This window comes from Streptococcus australis, assembly GCF_901543175.1.
In the GTDB taxonomy this organism is placed as follows: domain Bacteria; phylum Bacillota; class Bacilli; order Lactobacillales; family Streptococcaceae; genus Streptococcus; species Streptococcus australis_A.
The window spans coordinates 1740682-1755998 of sequence record NZ_LR594040.1 but is presented as its reverse complement, the minus strand read 5'-3'; the positions used below and the strand labels follow the sequence as shown (position 1 = coordinate 1755998).

General features: G+C 41.6%; 25 protein-coding genes. All 25 read left to right on the top strand.

Annotated features, from left to right (window positions below; translation table 11 throughout):
- The first annotated feature begins 7 nt into the window (after positions 1–7).
- The gene (locus tag FGK98_RS09050) at positions 8–1564 is read left to right on the top strand and encodes a damage-inducible protein CinA (RefSeq protein ID WP_138100882.1); all 1557 of its coding nucleotides are present in this window, start codon (positions 8–10) and stop codon (positions 1562–1564) included.
- Between the two features lie 117 nt (positions 1565–1681).
- Positions 1682–3889 (top strand): anaerobic ribonucleoside-triphosphate reductase, encoded by a 2208-nt coding sequence (gene nrdD / locus FGK98_RS09045; RefSeq protein ID WP_138100881.1) that lies wholly within the window; start codon positions 1682–1684, stop codon positions 3887–3889.
- Between the two features lie 11 nt (positions 3890–3900).
- Positions 3901–4041 carry a hypothetical protein gene (locus FGK98_RS09040; protein WP_000521635.1) on the top strand — a complete coding sequence of 47 codons (141 nt, stop codon included), beginning with the start codon at positions 3901–3903 and terminating at the stop codon, positions 4039–4041.
- Positions 4042–4078: 37 nt separating this feature from the next.
- Positions 4079–4579: a GNAT family N-acetyltransferase gene (locus FGK98_RS09035; protein WP_138100880.1), complete on the top strand. Its 501-nt coding sequence runs from the start codon at positions 4079–4081 to the stop codon at positions 4577–4579.
- 4 nt (positions 4580–4583) lie between these two features.
- Complete coding sequence (nrdG, locus tag FGK98_RS09030; RefSeq protein WP_000220160.1) at positions 4584–5180, top strand: anaerobic ribonucleoside-triphosphate reductase activating protein; 597 nt, start codon at positions 4584–4586, stop codon at positions 5178–5180.
- Positions 5177–5803 (top strand): uridine kinase family protein, encoded by a 627-nt coding sequence (locus FGK98_RS09025; RefSeq protein ID WP_138100879.1) that lies wholly within the window; start codon positions 5177–5179, stop codon positions 5801–5803. Before nrdG ends, FGK98_RS09025 begins: the two co-directional genes overlap by 4 nt.
- Positions 5804–6370: 567 nt before the next feature.
- Positions 6371–6784, top strand: a complete 414-nt coding sequence (locus FGK98_RS09020; RefSeq protein ID WP_000478846.1) for an effector binding domain-containing protein — start codon at positions 6371–6373, stop codon at positions 6782–6784.
- 256 nt (positions 6785–7040) lie between these two features.
- Positions 7041–7349: a 30S ribosomal protein S10 gene (rpsJ, locus tag FGK98_RS09015; RefSeq protein ID WP_001284513.1), complete on the top strand. Its 309-nt coding sequence runs from the start codon at positions 7041–7043 to the stop codon at positions 7347–7349.
- Between the two features lie 82 nt (positions 7350–7431).
- Positions 7432–8058: a 50S ribosomal protein L3 gene (gene rplC / locus FGK98_RS09010; protein WP_000160197.1), complete on the top strand. Its 627-nt coding sequence runs from the start codon at positions 7432–7434 to the stop codon at positions 8056–8058.
- A 24-nt stretch (positions 8059–8082) separates the two neighbouring features.
- Entirely contained in the window at positions 8083–8706 is a 624-nt protein-coding gene (gene rplD, locus FGK98_RS09005) for a 50S ribosomal protein L4 (RefSeq protein ID WP_000024537.1), read from the top strand.
- On the top strand, positions 8706–9002 hold the full coding sequence (locus tag FGK98_RS09000) for a 50S ribosomal protein L23 (RefSeq protein ID WP_001055347.1): 297 nt from the start codon (positions 8706–8708) through the stop codon (positions 9000–9002). The genes rplD and FGK98_RS09000 overlap by 1 nt, the downstream gene beginning before the upstream one ends.
- A gap of 17 nt (positions 9003–9019) precedes the next feature.
- On the top strand, positions 9020–9853 hold the full coding sequence (rplB, locus tag FGK98_RS08995) for a 50S ribosomal protein L2 (RefSeq protein ID WP_000512910.1): 834 nt from the start codon (positions 9020–9022) through the stop codon (positions 9851–9853).
- Positions 9854–9956: 103 nt separating this feature from the next.
- Positions 9957–10238, top strand: coding sequence for a 30S ribosomal protein S19 (gene rpsS / locus FGK98_RS08990; RefSeq protein ID WP_000533766.1), 282 nt, complete (start codon positions 9957–9959; stop codon positions 10236–10238).
- Positions 10239–10249: 11 nt separating this feature from the next.
- On the top strand, positions 10250–10594 hold the full coding sequence (rplV, locus tag FGK98_RS08985; protein WP_000818137.1) for a 50S ribosomal protein L22: 345 nt from the start codon (positions 10250–10252) through the stop codon (positions 10592–10594).
- Positions 10595–10606: 12 nt separating this feature from the next.
- A complete protein-coding gene (gene rpsC, locus FGK98_RS08980; RefSeq protein ID WP_000529936.1) occupies positions 10607–11260 on the top strand; it encodes a 30S ribosomal protein S3 in 654 nt (217 codons plus the stop codon).
- Positions 11261–11263: 3 nt separating this feature from the next.
- Positions 11264–11677: a 50S ribosomal protein L16 gene (gene rplP / locus FGK98_RS08975; protein WP_000960948.1), complete on the top strand. Its 414-nt coding sequence runs from the start codon at positions 11264–11266 to the stop codon at positions 11675–11677.
- Between the two features lie 9 nt (positions 11678–11686).
- Positions 11687–11893, top strand: a complete 207-nt coding sequence (gene rpmC, locus FGK98_RS08970) for a 50S ribosomal protein L29 (protein WP_000772918.1) — start codon at positions 11687–11689, stop codon at positions 11891–11893.
- A 24-nt stretch (positions 11894–11917) separates the two neighbouring features.
- Entirely contained in the window at positions 11918–12178 is a 261-nt protein-coding gene (gene rpsQ / locus FGK98_RS08965) for a 30S ribosomal protein S17 (protein ID WP_000440801.1), read from the top strand.
- A 25-nt stretch (positions 12179–12203) separates the two neighbouring features.
- Positions 12204–12572 (top strand): 50S ribosomal protein L14, encoded by a 369-nt coding sequence (gene rplN / locus FGK98_RS08960; RefSeq protein WP_000616545.1) that lies wholly within the window; start codon positions 12204–12206, stop codon positions 12570–12572.
- Between the two features lie 77 nt (positions 12573–12649).
- Positions 12650–12955, top strand: a complete 306-nt coding sequence (gene rplX / locus FGK98_RS08955; RefSeq protein ID WP_000497691.1) for a 50S ribosomal protein L24 — start codon at positions 12650–12652, stop codon at positions 12953–12955.
- A 23-nt stretch (positions 12956–12978) separates the two neighbouring features.
- The gene (gene rplE / locus FGK98_RS08950) at positions 12979–13521 is read left to right on the top strand and encodes a 50S ribosomal protein L5 (protein ID WP_000013542.1); all 543 of its coding nucleotides are present in this window, start codon (positions 12979–12981) and stop codon (positions 13519–13521) included.
- A gap of 17 nt (positions 13522–13538) precedes the next feature.
- A complete protein-coding gene (locus FGK98_RS08945) occupies positions 13539–13724 on the top strand; it encodes a type Z 30S ribosomal protein S14 (RefSeq protein WP_001085697.1) in 186 nt (61 codons plus the stop codon).
- 213 nt (positions 13725–13937) lie between these two features.
- A complete protein-coding gene (gene rpsH / locus FGK98_RS08940; RefSeq protein ID WP_000245504.1) occupies positions 13938–14336 on the top strand; it encodes a 30S ribosomal protein S8 in 399 nt (132 codons plus the stop codon).
- Positions 14337–14502: 166 nt separating this feature from the next.
- Positions 14503–14682, top strand: a complete 180-nt coding sequence (locus tag FGK98_RS08935) for a hypothetical protein (RefSeq protein ID WP_061594912.1) — start codon at positions 14503–14505, stop codon at positions 14680–14682.
- 62 nt (positions 14683–14744) lie between these two features.
- Positions 14745–15281 (top strand): 50S ribosomal protein L6, encoded by a 537-nt coding sequence (gene rplF / locus FGK98_RS08930; protein WP_038804634.1) that lies wholly within the window; start codon positions 14745–14747, stop codon positions 15279–15281.
- Positions 15282–15317 lie beyond the last annotated feature (36 nt).

Below are 15317 nucleotides of genomic sequence, written 5' to 3'. Positions count from 1 at the left end.
AAATTGAATGAACGTATACGAGGAAAAAGACGAACAGCTAGAAGAATTTCGATACCAGTATCGGGAACGGCTGGATCAAGAGTCTGAATTTGGACTGGAGCGAGGTAAGAAGAAACGAACTCCGCTTCCATTTTTTAGCATGGTGATTTGGAGTCTGGCTGCTACAGCTGTTTCTGTAATGTTGCCTCTGATCTTTGGTTTGGTGAGCCCCCAACAGATGCAAGATCTTTATACTGGTTGGGCGCTACATCAGAGTGGGCAGATTTACACGGATTATTATGGTTCAAATGGACTGCTTTATTACTTACTAACCTATCTCTCTCAAGGGAATATCCTTTTTGCTTTGGTGGAGTGGTTGGCCTTGTTCGGAGCTGGTGTTTTTCTATTTAAATCCGCTGATACCTTGACAGGTCAGGGAGAACAGGCTAGACAGCTTTTGTTGATTTTCTATCTGCTTGTGGGCAGTCTAGGATTTGGTGGTAGCTATGCAGTAGTTGTGGCCTTGCCTTTTCTATTTTATAGTTTTAGCCTAGTGGCTGACTATCTGGATGATCCAAGTAACGATAAAGGTTTCTTGCGAGTTGGGATGAGTTTAGCACTAGCTTTCTTCCTATCACCTATTCCTACAGCCTTGTTTGCAGCTACACTTGCCTTGAGTTTGTTTGGATTTAATATTGCCAAGCGTCGATTTGCTCATGGTTTGTATCAATTTTTCGCATCAGCTCTAGGATTTTCTATCATATTTTATCCAATTGGCTACTACACTGTATTAACAGGAACTTTTGGTGATGCGATTGGCCACACCTTGTATCCAATAGATACGCTTAGTCTATTTTCAAATGCCAATCTTATGGAGAATACTGCTTTCTATGGCTTGCTATCCATCGGTATTGGAATTCTGACATTGATCTTTTCAGGATTGTTTCAGACCAAGTCAGCCAAACAATCTGCTGTCTCAATAGGCGCTAGTTTAGGCTTACTGGTAACTCTTGCTTTATTAATTTTTTCAAAGGAACCTTTGCATGGCTCACGTTTGGCAGCAATTTTACCCTTTTTGACATTGTTATTGCTAACCAACATTAGAGAAGGCAGCTCTGATCGTATCAGTCGTAGTAGACGAAGAGTTCGCTCTTCATCACTCTTTGGTCGCTACCTCAAGGGAAATTTCTATCTACCATTGGTTGCGATAGTCTATTTACTTTTTCTACCCGTTTTGAGTCGTTATGTTTCTCACCCAGCGACTTACCAGGAGAGAGAGCGTCTTGCTAGTGTGGTGAAAGAGCAAACAAGTTCGGAGGATCGTGTCTATGCTTGGGACGATCGTCCAGATTTTTATCGAGCAAGTGAACGCTTGGCGCCGACTTCTCTAGTGACACCAACACTCTATACTGCAAGCGATGAAAATAAAACCAAACTTATGAATGATCTAAAAGAAAATAAACCGAAGATGATTTTGGTCAATCAAAAAGTAGCCTTGTGGTCGGATGTAGAGAGCTGGCTCAGCGAAAAATACGAGCCTGTTCAGACAGATGCTAGTGAATTCAAGCTTTATAAATCTAAATAACAAAATCAATATCTTGTGTAATTTTAAAAATTTTATAATTTTTAACACAAGATATTGATTTTTCTTTTTAGAGTGGTATAATATCATTTAAGAAGAAAAATAGAAAAGAGCAAGGATATGATTGTATTGGAAGGGAAAAATGCCCCTGCTCCAACCTTATTCGTTGAAAAGCGGGACGGTAGACGAGTTTTATTTGATGTAGACAAGATTGACAAAGCGCTTCACAAGGCAGCTGATAAAGTCATGAATGTGACTCCCTTGGTTGAAAGACGTCTCAATGGATTGCTTGAGCGCATTGTTGCGGAGATTCACAGTCGCTTCCCTCAAGGTGTCAAGATTTACGAAATTCAAAATGTCGTAGAACATGAACTTCTTGAAGCTAAAGAATATGCGCTAGCTGAGGAGTATATCACTTATCGGACACAAAGGGATTTTGAGCGCTCAAAAGCGACAGATATCAACTTTAGTATCCATAAGCTCCTCAATAAAGACCAATCGGTTGTCAATGAAAATGCCAATAAAGACAGTGATGTTTTTAATACCCAGCGTGATTTGACAGCAGGGATTGTTGGGAAATCAATCGGACTGCAAATGCTTCCTAAACATGTGGCCAATGCTCATCAAAAAGGGGAGATTCACTACCACGATTTGGATTATAGTCCTTACACACCGATGACCAACTGCTGTTTGATTGATTTTAAAGGCATGTTGGAAAATGGTTTTAAGATTGGAAATGCGGAGGTAGAGAGTCCCAAGTCTATCCAGACTGCGACAGCTCAGATTTCCCAAATCATCGCCAATGTTGCTTCTAGCCAGTACGGGGGCTGTTCAGCTGACCGTATCGATGAAGTCTTGGCTCCTTATGCAGAGAAGAATTACCAGAAGCACCTCAAGGATGCGGAAGAGTGGGTCTTACCTGACAAACGGGAAGACTACGCTTGGAAGAAAACGCAAAAGGACATCTACGATGCCATGCAATCTCTCGAGTATGAAATCAACACTCTCTTCACATCAAATGGACAAACACCTTTTACTTCGCTAGGTTTTGGTCTGGGAACCAATCGTTTTGAGCGTGAAATTCAAAAAGCTATCTTGACCATTCGTATCAAGGGTCTTGGTTCAGAACATCGAACAGCCATCTTCCCAAAACTCATCTTTACGTTAAAAAGAGGCCTCAACTTAGAAGAAGGTTCACCTAACTACGACATCAAACAGTTGGCTCTTGAGTGTGCAACCAAGCGGATGTACCCAGATGTCTTGTCCTATGATAAGATTATCGAGCTGACAGGTTCCTTTAAAGTCCCAATGGGCTGCCGTTCTTTCCTCCAAGGATGGAAGGATGAGAATGGTGTTGAGGTCAATTCAGGCCGTATGAATCTAGGTGTTGTGACAGTCAATCTGCCTCGTATCGCCCTCGAGTCCGAAGGTGACATGAACAAGTTCTGGGAAATCTTCAACGAGCGAATGAACATTGCGGAGGATGCTCTGGTTTATCGTGTCGAACGAACCAAGGAAGCGACGCCAGCAAATGCCCCGATCCTTTATCAGTACGGGGCCTTCGGTCGCCGTCTCGGAAAAGAAGAAAGTGTAGACCAGCTCTTTAAGAATCGTCGTGCGACCATTTCTCTAGGTTATATCGGCTTGTATGAAGTGGCGACGGTCTTCTTTGGCAATAGCTGGGAGAGTAATCCAGAAGCCAAGGAATTCACACTTGACATCATTCGTGATATGAAACGACGTGTAGAAGAGTGGTCAGATCAATATGATTACCATTTCTCTATCTACTCAACACCATCTGAAAGTTTGACGGACCGTTTTTGTCGTTTGGATACAGAGAAGTTCGGCTCTATTCCTGATATTACAGACAAGGAATACTACACCAACTCTTTCCACTATGATGTCCGTAAAAATCCAACACCGTTTGAAAAACTGGATTTTGAAAAAGTCTATCCAGAAGCAGGTGCGTCAGGTGGCTTTATCCACTATTGTGAGTATCCAGTTCTTCAACAAAATCCTAAAGCCTTGGAAGCTGTCTGGGACTATGCCTATGACCGTGTCGGCTATCTAGGAACCAATACTCCGATTGATCGCTGTTACAAGTGTGATTTTGAAGGGGATTTTGAACCGACTGAGAGAGGCTTTGCTTGTCCCAACTGTGGCAATAACGACCCAAAAACAGTAGATGTTGTGAAACGAACTTGTGGCTATCTTGGAAACCCTCAAGCGCGTCCAATGGTTAACGGCCGCCACAAGGAAATCGCTGCGCGTGTCAAACACATGAACGGTTCTACTATTAAAACGGCAGGACATGAAGTAACAAATTAGAAGGAAACGCAATGGGGAAATACCAATTAGACGATAAGGGACGCGCACAAGTGACCCGTTATCACGAGAAATACTCTAAAGGTGGAACAGGTAAAAAAGAACGCTTGCTCAACCTCAGAGAACAGTTTTTAAACAAGAACAAGAAAAAGTGAGAGTCCGCTCTCGCTTTTCTCTTAATTGGAGGTAAAAATGATACTACGCAGACCAAGATTGGCAGATAAAGAAACAGTTTTAGAGATGATGGCAGAGTTTGAACAGACTCAATCACCCCACGATGGTGGCTTTTGGAACGCCAACAATTTTGTTTATGAAGAGTGGCTAGAAGAAAATCTTCAAGCGGAAGCGGGACTCAATATTCCTGAAAACTGGGTTCCTGCTATCCAGCTGGTTAGTTTTGACGTAGCAGGCCAGGCTCTTGGCTTTCTCAACCTTCGTCTCCGATTAAATGACTACTTACTAGAAAATGGGGGCCATATCGGCTACTCCATCCGCCCGTCTGAAAGAGGCAAAGGTTATGCCAAAGAAGCTCTCCGACAAGGCTTGCAAGTAGCCAAGCAAAAGAATATCAAAAAAGCGCTTGTGACCTGCAGTGTGGAAAATCCGGCTAGCAGAGCCGTCATTCTTGCAAATGGAGGTCTTATTGAGGATATTCGCAATGGTGTAGAACGTTACTGGATAGATTTGGAGTAAAAGGATGACATGGAATACACCAAAACCAGGTGAATGGAAAAGTGAGGAACTTAGTAAAGGGCGAATCATTGATTACAAGGCCTTTAACTTTGTCGATGGAGAAGGTGTGCGAAACTCTCTCTATGTATCAGGTTGCATGTTTCACTGCGAAGGATGCTATAATGTTGCGACTTGGTCTTTCAATGCAGGTATTCCTTATACAGCAGAGTTAGAAGAACAGATTATGGTAGACCTTGCCCAGCCCTATGTTCAAGGCTTGACCTTGCTGGGAGGAGAACCTTTTCTTAATACGGGTATCCTCTTACCTCTCGTTAAACGTATTCGAAAGGAACTGCCAGACAAAGACATCTGGTCCTGGACGGGCTACACTTGGGAAGAAATGATGCTGGAGACTCCAGACAAATTGGAACTCTTATCGCTGATTGACATCCTTGTCGATGGACGGTATGATAAAAGCAAGCGCAATCTCATGCTCCAGTTTCGAGGGTCTTCTAATCAACGGATTATTGATGTGCAAAAATCTCTCAAAAGTGGGCAAGTAGTGATTTGGGATAAGCTCAATGACGGAAAAGAAAGCTATGAACAGGTGAAGAGAGAATGAAGAAAAAAGACCTGATAGAACAACTGGTCTCAGAGATAGAAATCGGAAAAGTCAAAACACTGGGAATTTACGGCCATGGGGCTTCGGGTAAATCAACTTTTGCACAGGAATTGTACCAAGCTTTAGATTCTACCACAGTAAATTTGCTAGAAACAGATCCCTATATTACCTCAGACCGTCATCTGGTAGTACCAAAGCAAGCGACAGAGCAAAAGGTGACAGCTTGTCTGCCGGTGGCACATGAATTGGCAAGTTTGCAGAGAGATATCTTAGCCTTGCAGGCGGGTATGGATGTCTTGACAATTGAAGAACCTTGGAGGGCTAGTGAGATCTTGTCTGGAGCTAAGCCGATTCTGATTGTTGAAGGGATGTCTGTGGGCTTTCTACCCAAGGAACTCTTTGACAAAACCATCTGTTTCTATACGGATGAGGAGACCGAATTAAAGCGACGTCTAGCTCGAGATACGACTGTTAGGAATCGCGATGCATCCTTTATATTGGCTAGCCATCAGATGAGACGGGAGCAATATCTACACTACTATAAAGAAACCGAGTCTAAGGCGGATATCTTAGTGGAGCAATCAGAAGGTAAAATTGAGGTCAAAATGACACACAATATATAGAAGAAAAGGTAGTTTTTTATAGATATAAATCCGTAATTTTGGAAAGATAAAAAGAGAAAACGGTTTCATCTTAAAAAAACGAAAAAAAGCTCACAAATCCCTTGCAATCGCAGGGGCTTTGTGTTATTCTACCGTGGTGCTGTAAATCACATCTTTAGCTGTGATGCAAGAGGTTGTGACCACGATTGGATACACTGCCACACAACGCGCGTCGATTTCCTATTTTTGCTTTGAGTTTGAATCCCTTTATGTCTTAGACTTGGGCACAAAAAATGTTCGTTAAAAATTTTCCAGACTATATCAATAAGAATTGGAAGGATGATCTTGGTTGAAGCCTGCATTGTTTTTCAGCTCTAGTTGAGACCGGTAAATTGAACGTTTTGTTTGTTATAGGCACCGTTTTTTCTGGGAAAAGGGAGTTGATAGTGAATGGTGTGATATATCCTATACGCAAAGAATGCTATTTCATTTTGTTGCGTGAATTAGCCTCTTGGTAGTTAGAAAGTTTAGAGCTGAGGTTGATTGCTAGTCAGTCACCTTAGAAGTGAAAGTAAAAGGAGCGAAGGAATGTTTTTAAAAATAATCAGTAGTATCTCTACAAATAATTTCCAAGATCCAAACATGATGGAAAAAATTAGCCATCTATGGCAGGAGCACCAGAAAGAAGTAGAGGAGGCATTTGCCCAAGGGCTTCCGATTTATGCAGTCTATCATGATTATGTCAGCGACTACAAGGGGGATTACAGCTTGTCGCTCTGTAGTCTATCCGATAAAGAAGACTGGGATTTTGACACTTCGGGACAAACCTACCAAGTATTTGAGGTGGATACAAGTGATTCAAAAGGTTTTCTCCATACCTGGCAACAAATTTGGCAGGCAGAAGAAGCAAGAGAACTGCAACGTCAGTATAGTATTGATTTTGAAAAATATGATCCAGATCAGACAGTATCTATCTTTATCGCCACCCCCAAAAATGGGTAAATTGTCGAACTAAGTTTTATTTACGAAAGAGGATCAGAACATACTCTAGTAACTTAGGTTAGTAAAAAAACGAAAAAAAGCTTACAAATCCCTTGCAATCGCAGGGGCTTTGTGTTATTCTATTATGGTGCTGTAAATTACAGCCTTAGCTTTGATGCAAGAGGTTGCGATACGCTCGGTTGCATTGCCACGCAACGCGCGTCGGTTTTCTTGTGGAGCTAGCCTATTATCTTAAATAGACGAAAAGGAGAAAAAGATGGCAAACAAAAAAATCCGTATCCGTTTGAAAGCTTACGAACACCGTACGCTTGATACAGCGGCTGCAAAAATCGTAGAATCAGCTACTCGTACAGGTGCACAAGTTGCGGGTCCAATCCCACTTCCAACTGAGCGTAGCCTCTACACAATCATTCGTGCGACTCACAAATACAAAGACTCTCGCGAACAATTTGAAATGCGTACACACAAACGTTTGATCGATATCGTTAACCCAACTCAAAAAACAGTTGATGCTTTGATGAAATTGGATCTTCCAAGTGGTGTAAACGTAGAAATCAAACTTTAATCTAAAGCTTGATACCTTGAGCATAAAAAACGCTCGTTAAAAACTTTTTGAATAAAAAATATAGAAAAGGAACTATTTTCTCATGACAAAAGGAATCTTAGGGAAAAAAGTGGGAATGACTCAAATCTTCACTGAAGCTGGCGAATTGATCCCTGTAACAGTTATTGAAGCAACTCCAAACGTTGTTCTTCAAGTTAAAACTGTTGAAACAGACGGATACAACGCTATCCAAGTTGGTTTCGATGACAAACGCGAAGTATTGAGCAACAAACCTGCTAAAGGACATGTAGCGAAAGCTAACACGGCTCCTAAGCGCTTCATTCGTGAATTCAAAAACGTTGAAGGCTTGGAAGTTGGTGCTGAAATCACAGTTGAAACATTCGCAGCTGGAGACGTTGTTGACGTAACTGGTACTTCTAAAGGTAAAGGTTTCCAAGGTGTTATTAAACGTCACGGACAATCACGTGGACCAATGGCTCACGGTTCTCGTTACCACCGTCGTCCAGGTTCTATGGGACCTGTTGCACCTAACCGCGTATTCAAAGGTAAAAACCTTGCAGGACGTATGGGTGGCGACCGCGTAACAATTCAAAACCTTGAAGTTGTACAAGTTGTTCCAGAAAAGAACGTTATCCTTATCAAAGGTAACGTACCAGGTGCTAAGAAATCTCTTATCACTATCAAATCAGCAGTTAAAGCTGGTAAATAATAAAGAAAGGGGAAATCAGTCACAATGGCAAACGTAACATTATTTGACCAAACTGGTAAAGAAGCTGGCCAAGTTGTTCTTAACGATGCAGTATTTGGTATTGAACCAAATGAATCAGTTGTGTTTGATGTGATCATCAGCCAACGCGCAAGCCTTCGTCAAGGAACACACGCTGTTAAAAACCGCTCTGCAGTATCAGGTGGTGGACGCAAACCATGGCGTCAAAAAGGAACTGGACGTGCTCGTCAAGGTTCTATCCGCTCACCACAATGGCGTGGTGGTGGTGTTGTCTTCGGACCAACTCCACGTTCATACGGCTACAAACTTCCACAAAAAGTTCGTCGCCTAGCTCTTAAATCAGTTTATTCTGAAAAAGTTGCTGAAAACAAATTCGTAGCTGTAGACGCTCTTTCATTTACAGCTCCAAAAACTGCTGAATTTGCAAAAGTTCTTGCAGCATTGAGCATCGATTCTAAAGTTCTTGTTATCCTTGAAGAAGGAAATGAATTCGCGGCTCTTTCAGCTCGTAACCTTCCAAACGTGAAAGTTGCAACTGCTACAACTGCAAGTGTTCTTGACATCGCAAATAGCGACAAACTTCTTGTCACACAAGCAGCTATCTCTAAAATCGAGGAGGTTCTTGCATAATGAATTTGTATGATGTTATCAAAAAACCTGTCATCACTGAAAGCTCAATGGCTCAACTTGAAGCAGGTAAATATGTATTTGAAGTTGACACTCGTGCACACAAACTTTTGATCAAGCAAGCTGTTGAAGCTGCTTTCGAAGGTGTTAAAGTTGCCAACGTTAACACAATCAACGTAAAACCAAAAGCTAAACGTGTTGGACGTTACACTGGCTTTACTAACAAAACTAAAAAAGCTATCATCACACTTACAGCTGATTCAAAAGCAATCGAGTTGTTTGCTGCTGAAGCTGAATAATCTAAGGAGGAAATATCGTGGGAATTCGTGTTTATAAACCAACAACAAACGGTCGCCGTAATATGACTTCTTTGGATTTCGCTGAAATCACAACAAGCACTCCTGAAAAATCATTGCTTGTTGCTTTGAAGAGCAAGGCTGGTCGTAACAACAACGGTCGTATCACAGTTCGTCACCAAGGTGGTGGACACAAACGTTTCTACCGTTTGGTTGACTTCAAACGTAACAAAGACAACGTTGAAGCTGTTGTTAAAACAATCGAGTACGATCCAAACCGTTCTGCAAACATCGCTCTTGTACACTACACTGACGGTGTGAAAGCATACATCATCGCTCCAAAAGGTCTTGAAGTTGGTCAACGTATCGTTTCAGGTCCAGAAGCAGATATCAAAGTCGGAAACGCACTTCCACTTGCTAACATCCCAGTTGGTACTTTGATCCACAACATCGAATTGAAACCAGGTCGTGGTGGAGAATTGGTACGTGCTGCTGGTGCTTCTGCTCAAGTATTGGGTCAAGAAGGTAAATATGTTCTTGTTCGTCTTCAATCTGGCGAAGTACGTATGATTCTTGGAACTTGTCGTGCAACAGTTGGTGTTGTCGGAAACGAACAACATGGACTTGTGAACCTTGGTAAAGCAGGACGTAGCCGTTGGAAAGGTATCCGCCCAACAGTTCGTGGTTCTGTAATGAACCCTAACGATCACCCACACGGTGGTGGTGAAGGTAAAGCACCAGTTGGTCGTAAAGCGCCATCTACTCCATGGGGCAAACCTGCTCTTGGTCTTAAAACTCGTAACAAGAAAGCGAAATCTGACAAACTTATCGTTCGTCGTCGCAACGAGAAATAATAGTAAACTAGTCGCCTAAGCAACTAGGAAATCCGCCAGCTCGGTAGCGCTCCATGTGAGCGCAAGCCGCTGTGGTACAACATTTAAAGGAGAAAATATAAAAATGGGACGCAGTCTTAAAAAAGGACCTTTCGTCGATGAGCATTTGATGAAAAAAGTTGAAGCTCAAGCAAATGACGAAAAGAAAAAAGTTATCAAAACTTGGTCACGTCGTTCAACGATCTTCCCAAGTTTCATTGGTTACACTATCGCAGTTTATGACGGACGTAAACACGTACCTGTTTACATCCAAGAAGACATGGTAGGTCACAAGCTTGGTGAATTTGCACCAACTCGTACTTACAAAGGTCACGCTGCAGACGACAAGAAAACACGTAGAAAATAAGGAGAACATAAATGGCAGAAATTACTTCAGCTAAAGCAATGGCTCGTACAGTACGTGTTTCACCTCGTAAATCACGTCTTGTTCTTGACAACATCCGTGGTAAAAGCGTAGCCGATGCTATTGCAATCTTGACATTCACTCCAAACAAAGCTGCTGAAATCATCTTGAAAGTTTTGAACTCAGCTGTAGCTAACGCTGAAAACAACTTTGGTTTGGATAAAGCTAACTTGGTAGTATCTGAAGCATTCGCAAACGAAGGACCAACTATGAAACGTTTCCGTCCACGTGCGAAAGGTTCAGCTTCACCAATCAACAAACGTACAGCTCACATTACTGTAGCTGTTGCAGAAAAATAAGGAGGTAACATCGTGGGTCAAAAAGTACATCCAATTGGTATGCGTGTCGGCATCATCCGTGATTGGGATGCCAAATGGTATGCTGAAAAAGAATACGCGGATTACCTTCATGAAGATCTTGCAATCCGTAAATTCGTTCAAAAAGAATTGGCTGACGCAGCAGTTTCAACAATCGAAATTGAACGCGCAGTAAACAAAGTTAACGTTTCACTTCACACTGCTAAACCAGGTATGGTTATCGGTAAAGGCGGTGCTAACGTTGATGCACTCCGTGCAAAACTTAACAAATTGACTGGAAAACAAGTACACATCAACATCATCGAAATCAAACAACCTGATTTGGATGCTCACCTTGTAGGTGAAGGAATTGCTCGTCAATTGGAGCAACGTGTTGCTTTCCGTCGTGCACAAAAACAAGCAATCCAACGTGCAATGCGTGCTGGAGCTAAAGGAATCAAAACTCAAGTATCAGGTCGTTTGAACGGTGCAGATATCGCCCGTGCTGAAGGATACTCTGAAGGAACTGTTCCACTTCACACACTTCGTGCAGATATCGATTACGCTTGGGAAGAAGCAGATACTACATACGGTAAACTTGGTGTTAAAGTATGGATCTACCGTGGTGAAGTTCTTCCAGCTCGTAAAAACACTAAAGGAGGTAAATAACCAATGTTAGTACCTAAACGTGTTAAACACCGTCGTGAATTCCGTGGAAAAATGCGCGGTGAAGCAAAAGGTGGAAAAGAAGTAGCATTCGGTGAATACGGTCTTCAAGCTACAACTAGCCACTGGATCACTAACCGCCAAATCGAAGCTGCTCGTATCGCCATGACTCGTTACATGAAACGTGGTGGTAAAGTTTGGATTAAAATCTTCCCACACAAATCATACACTGCTAAAGCTATCGGTGTGCGTATGGGATCTGGTAAAGGGGCACCTGAAGGTTGGGTAGCACCAGTTAAACGTGGTAAAGTGATGTTTGAAGTTGCTGGTGTATCTGAAGAGATCGCTCGCGAAGCGCTTCGTCTTGCTAGCCACAAATTGCCAGTTAAATGTAAATTCGTAAAACGTGAAGCAGAATAAGGAGAAGGCATGAAACTTAATGAAGTAAAAGAATTTGTTAAAGAACTTCGTGGTCTTTCTCAAGAAGAACTCGCGAAGCGCGAAAACGAATTGAAAAAAGAATTGTTTGAACTTCGTTTCCAAGCTGCTACTGGTCAATTGGAACAAACAGCTCGCTTGAAAGAAGTTAAAAAACAAATCGCTCGTATCAAAACAGTTCAATCTGAAGCGAAATAATAGACTAGGGAAGGAGAAATTTCAATGGAACGCAATAATCGTAAAGTTCTTGTTGGACGTGTTGTATCTGACAAAATGGACAAGACAATCACAGTTGTAGTTGAAACAAAACGTAACCACCCAGTCTATGGTAAACGTATTAACTACTCTAAGAAATACAAAGCACATGATGAAAACAATGTTGCCAAAGAAGGTGATATCGTACGTATCATGGAAACTCGTCCGCTTTCAGCTACAAAACGTTTCCGTCTTGTAGAAGTTGTTGAAGAAGCGGTCATCATCTAATCAAACCTGAAAGGAGAAAACTGAAATGATTCAAACAGAAACTCGTTTGAAAGTCGCAGACAACAGCGGTGCTCGCGAAATCTTGACTATCAAAGTTCTTGGTGGTTCAGGACGTAAATTTGCAAACATCGGTGATGTTATCGTGGCATCTGTAAAACAAGCTACTCCTGGTGGTGCGGTTAAAAAAGGTGACGTTGTAAAAGCTGTTATCGTTCGTACTAAATCAGGTGCTCGTCGTGCTGATGGTTCATACATCAAATTTGACGAAAACGCAGCAGTTATTATCCGTGAAGACAAAACTCCTCGCGGAACACGTATCTTTGGCCCAGTTGCACGTGAATTGCGTGAAGGTGGCTTCATGAAGATCGTGTCACTTGCTCCAGAAGTACTTTAATTTTTAGAAACAAACTAGTCCCCTAGCTTCAAGCTAGGGTGCCCTTATGGGCGTAAGAAAAATCAAGGAGAAACCTAATGTTTGTAAAAAAAGGCGACAAAGTTCGCGTAATCGCTGGTAAAGATAAGGGAACAGAAGCTGTTGTCCTTACTGCCCTTCCAAAAGTAAACAAAGTTATCGTTGAAGGTGTAAACATCGTTAAGAAACACCAACGTCCAACTAATGAGCTTCCTCAAGGTGGTATCATCGAGAAAGAAGCAGCTATCCACGTATCAAACGTTCAAGTTTTGGACAAAAACGGTGTAGCTGGTCGTGTTGGTTACAAATTTGTAGACGGTAAAAAAGTTCGCTACAACAAAAAATCAGGCGAAGTGCTTGATTAATCACGAAGGAAAGGAGAAGTATAATGGCAAATCGTTTAAAAGAAAAATATCTTAATGAAGTAGTTCCTGCTTTGACAGAACAATTCAACTACTCATCAGTGATGGCTGTGCCTAAAGTAGATAAGATCGTTTTGAACATGGGTGTTGGTGAAGCTGTATCAAACGCTAAAAGCCTTGAAAAAGCTGCTGAAGAATTGGCACTTATCTCAGGTCAAAAACCACTTATCACTAAAGCTAAAAAATCAATCGCCGGCTTCCGTCTTCGTGAAGGTGTAGCGATCGGTGCAAAAGTTACCCTTCGTGGTGAACGTATGTACGAATTCTTGGACAAATTGGTTTCAGTTTCACTTCCACGTGTACGTGACTTCCACGGTGTTCCAACAAAATCATTTGATGGACGCGGCAACTACACACTTGGTGTGAAAGAACAATTGATCTTCCCAGAAATCAACTTTGATGACGTTGACAAAACTCGTGGTCTTGACATCGTTATCGTAACAACTGCTAACACTGACGAAGAGTCACGTGCATTGCTTACAGGCCTTGGAATGCCTTTTGCAAAATAATATAGGAGGTAAATCTAATGGCTAAAAAATCAATGATTGCTAAGAACAAACGTCCAGCGAAGTTCTCTACTCAAGCTTATACTCGTTGTGAAAAATGTGGTCGTCCACATTCAGTTTACCGCAAATTTAAACTTTGCCGTGTTTGCTTCCGTGAATTAGCTTACAAAGGACAAATTCCTGGTGTAACAAAAGCATCTTGGTAATATCATGATACAAAGAGCGTAACAACCACAGCAATAATAGGAAATTTGGTGTAGGAGCGATGCTCCAAAACAAATTTATCTTTTTTGCAGAGGTTGTAGCTCGTGTTCAAATAAGAGTTCTCTCATTTGAATGTGTCAATACTATCTGAGCCCAGCTCAATCATTAACTAGCAAGTGCAACTTGCAAACTACTAGTAAGAGGAGAATAATAAAATGGTTATGACTGACCCAATCGCAGACTTCCTAACTCGTATTCGTAACGCTAACCAAGCGAAGCACGAAGTACTTGAAGTACCTGCATCAAACATCAAAAAAGGGATTGCTGAAATCCTTAAACGCGAAGGTTTTGTTAAGAACGTAGAAATCATCGAAGATGACAAACAAGGCATCATCCGTGTATTCCTTAAATACGGACCAAACGGTGAAAAAGTTATCACTAACTTGAAACGTGTTTCTAAACCAGGACTTCGTGTCTACAAAAAACGTGAAGATCTTCCAAAAGTACTTAACGGACTTGGAATTGCTATCCTCTCAACATCTGAAGGCTTGTTGACTGATAAAGAAGCTCGCCAAAAAAATGTTGGTGGGGAAGTTATCGCTTACGTTTGGTAAAATCAAGATACAAAGAGCGTCATGGGCAATGTGAAAATAGGAAATCTGACAAAGAGTGTTAACACTCTAAGAAGATTTGTCTTTTTCACACAGACCATAGCTCGTGTTCAATTTAGCTGATTTACTGGTCGGCTAAACAGAAAGTAAATTAGTTAAGGAGAAAAAGATGACAGCTGCTGAATTGAATGAAAAACTTATTGTTGCAGAAGACGCTTTGGCTGAATTGTCAAAAGATGACCTTGTATCTCTTTTATGTGAAATTGGTTATAGTCCTGCTGCTATTGATGTATTGACAGAATATCAGGAATTTGTCAAAGCTTTTCGAAAGAAACTAGGCTTGCTCTAATCCAAATGCCCCCCGTGAAAACTGGCTGTAATGGCCTGACAATCTAACAGGAGAAAATAAACATGTCACGTATTGGTAATAAAGTTATCGTGTTGCCTGCTGGTGTTGAACTCACTAACAATGACAACGTAGTAACTGTAAAAGGACCTAAAGGAGAGCTTACTCGTGAGTTCTCAAAAGATATTGAAATCCGTGTGGAAGGTACTGAAGTAACTCTTCACCGTCCAAACGATTCAAAAGAAATGAAAACAATCCACGGAACTACTCGTGCCCTTTTGAACAACATGGTTGTTGGTGTATCAGAAGGATTCAAGAAAGAACTTGAAATGCGAGGGGTTGGTTACCGTGCACAACTTCAAGGAAATAAACTTGTCTTGGCTGTTGGTAAATCTCATCCAGACGAAGTTGAAGCTCCAGAAGGAATTACTTTTGAACTTCCAAACCCAACGACAATCGTTGTTAGCGGAATTTCAAAAGAGGTAGTTGGTCAAACAGCTGCTTACGTACGTAGCCTTCGCTCACCAGAGCCATATAAAGGTAAAGGTATCCGTTACGTTGGCGAATATGTTCGTCTTAAAGAAGGTAAAACTGGTAAATAATGTTGAGTGGTTGATTTTCAACCACCAACCTCATTA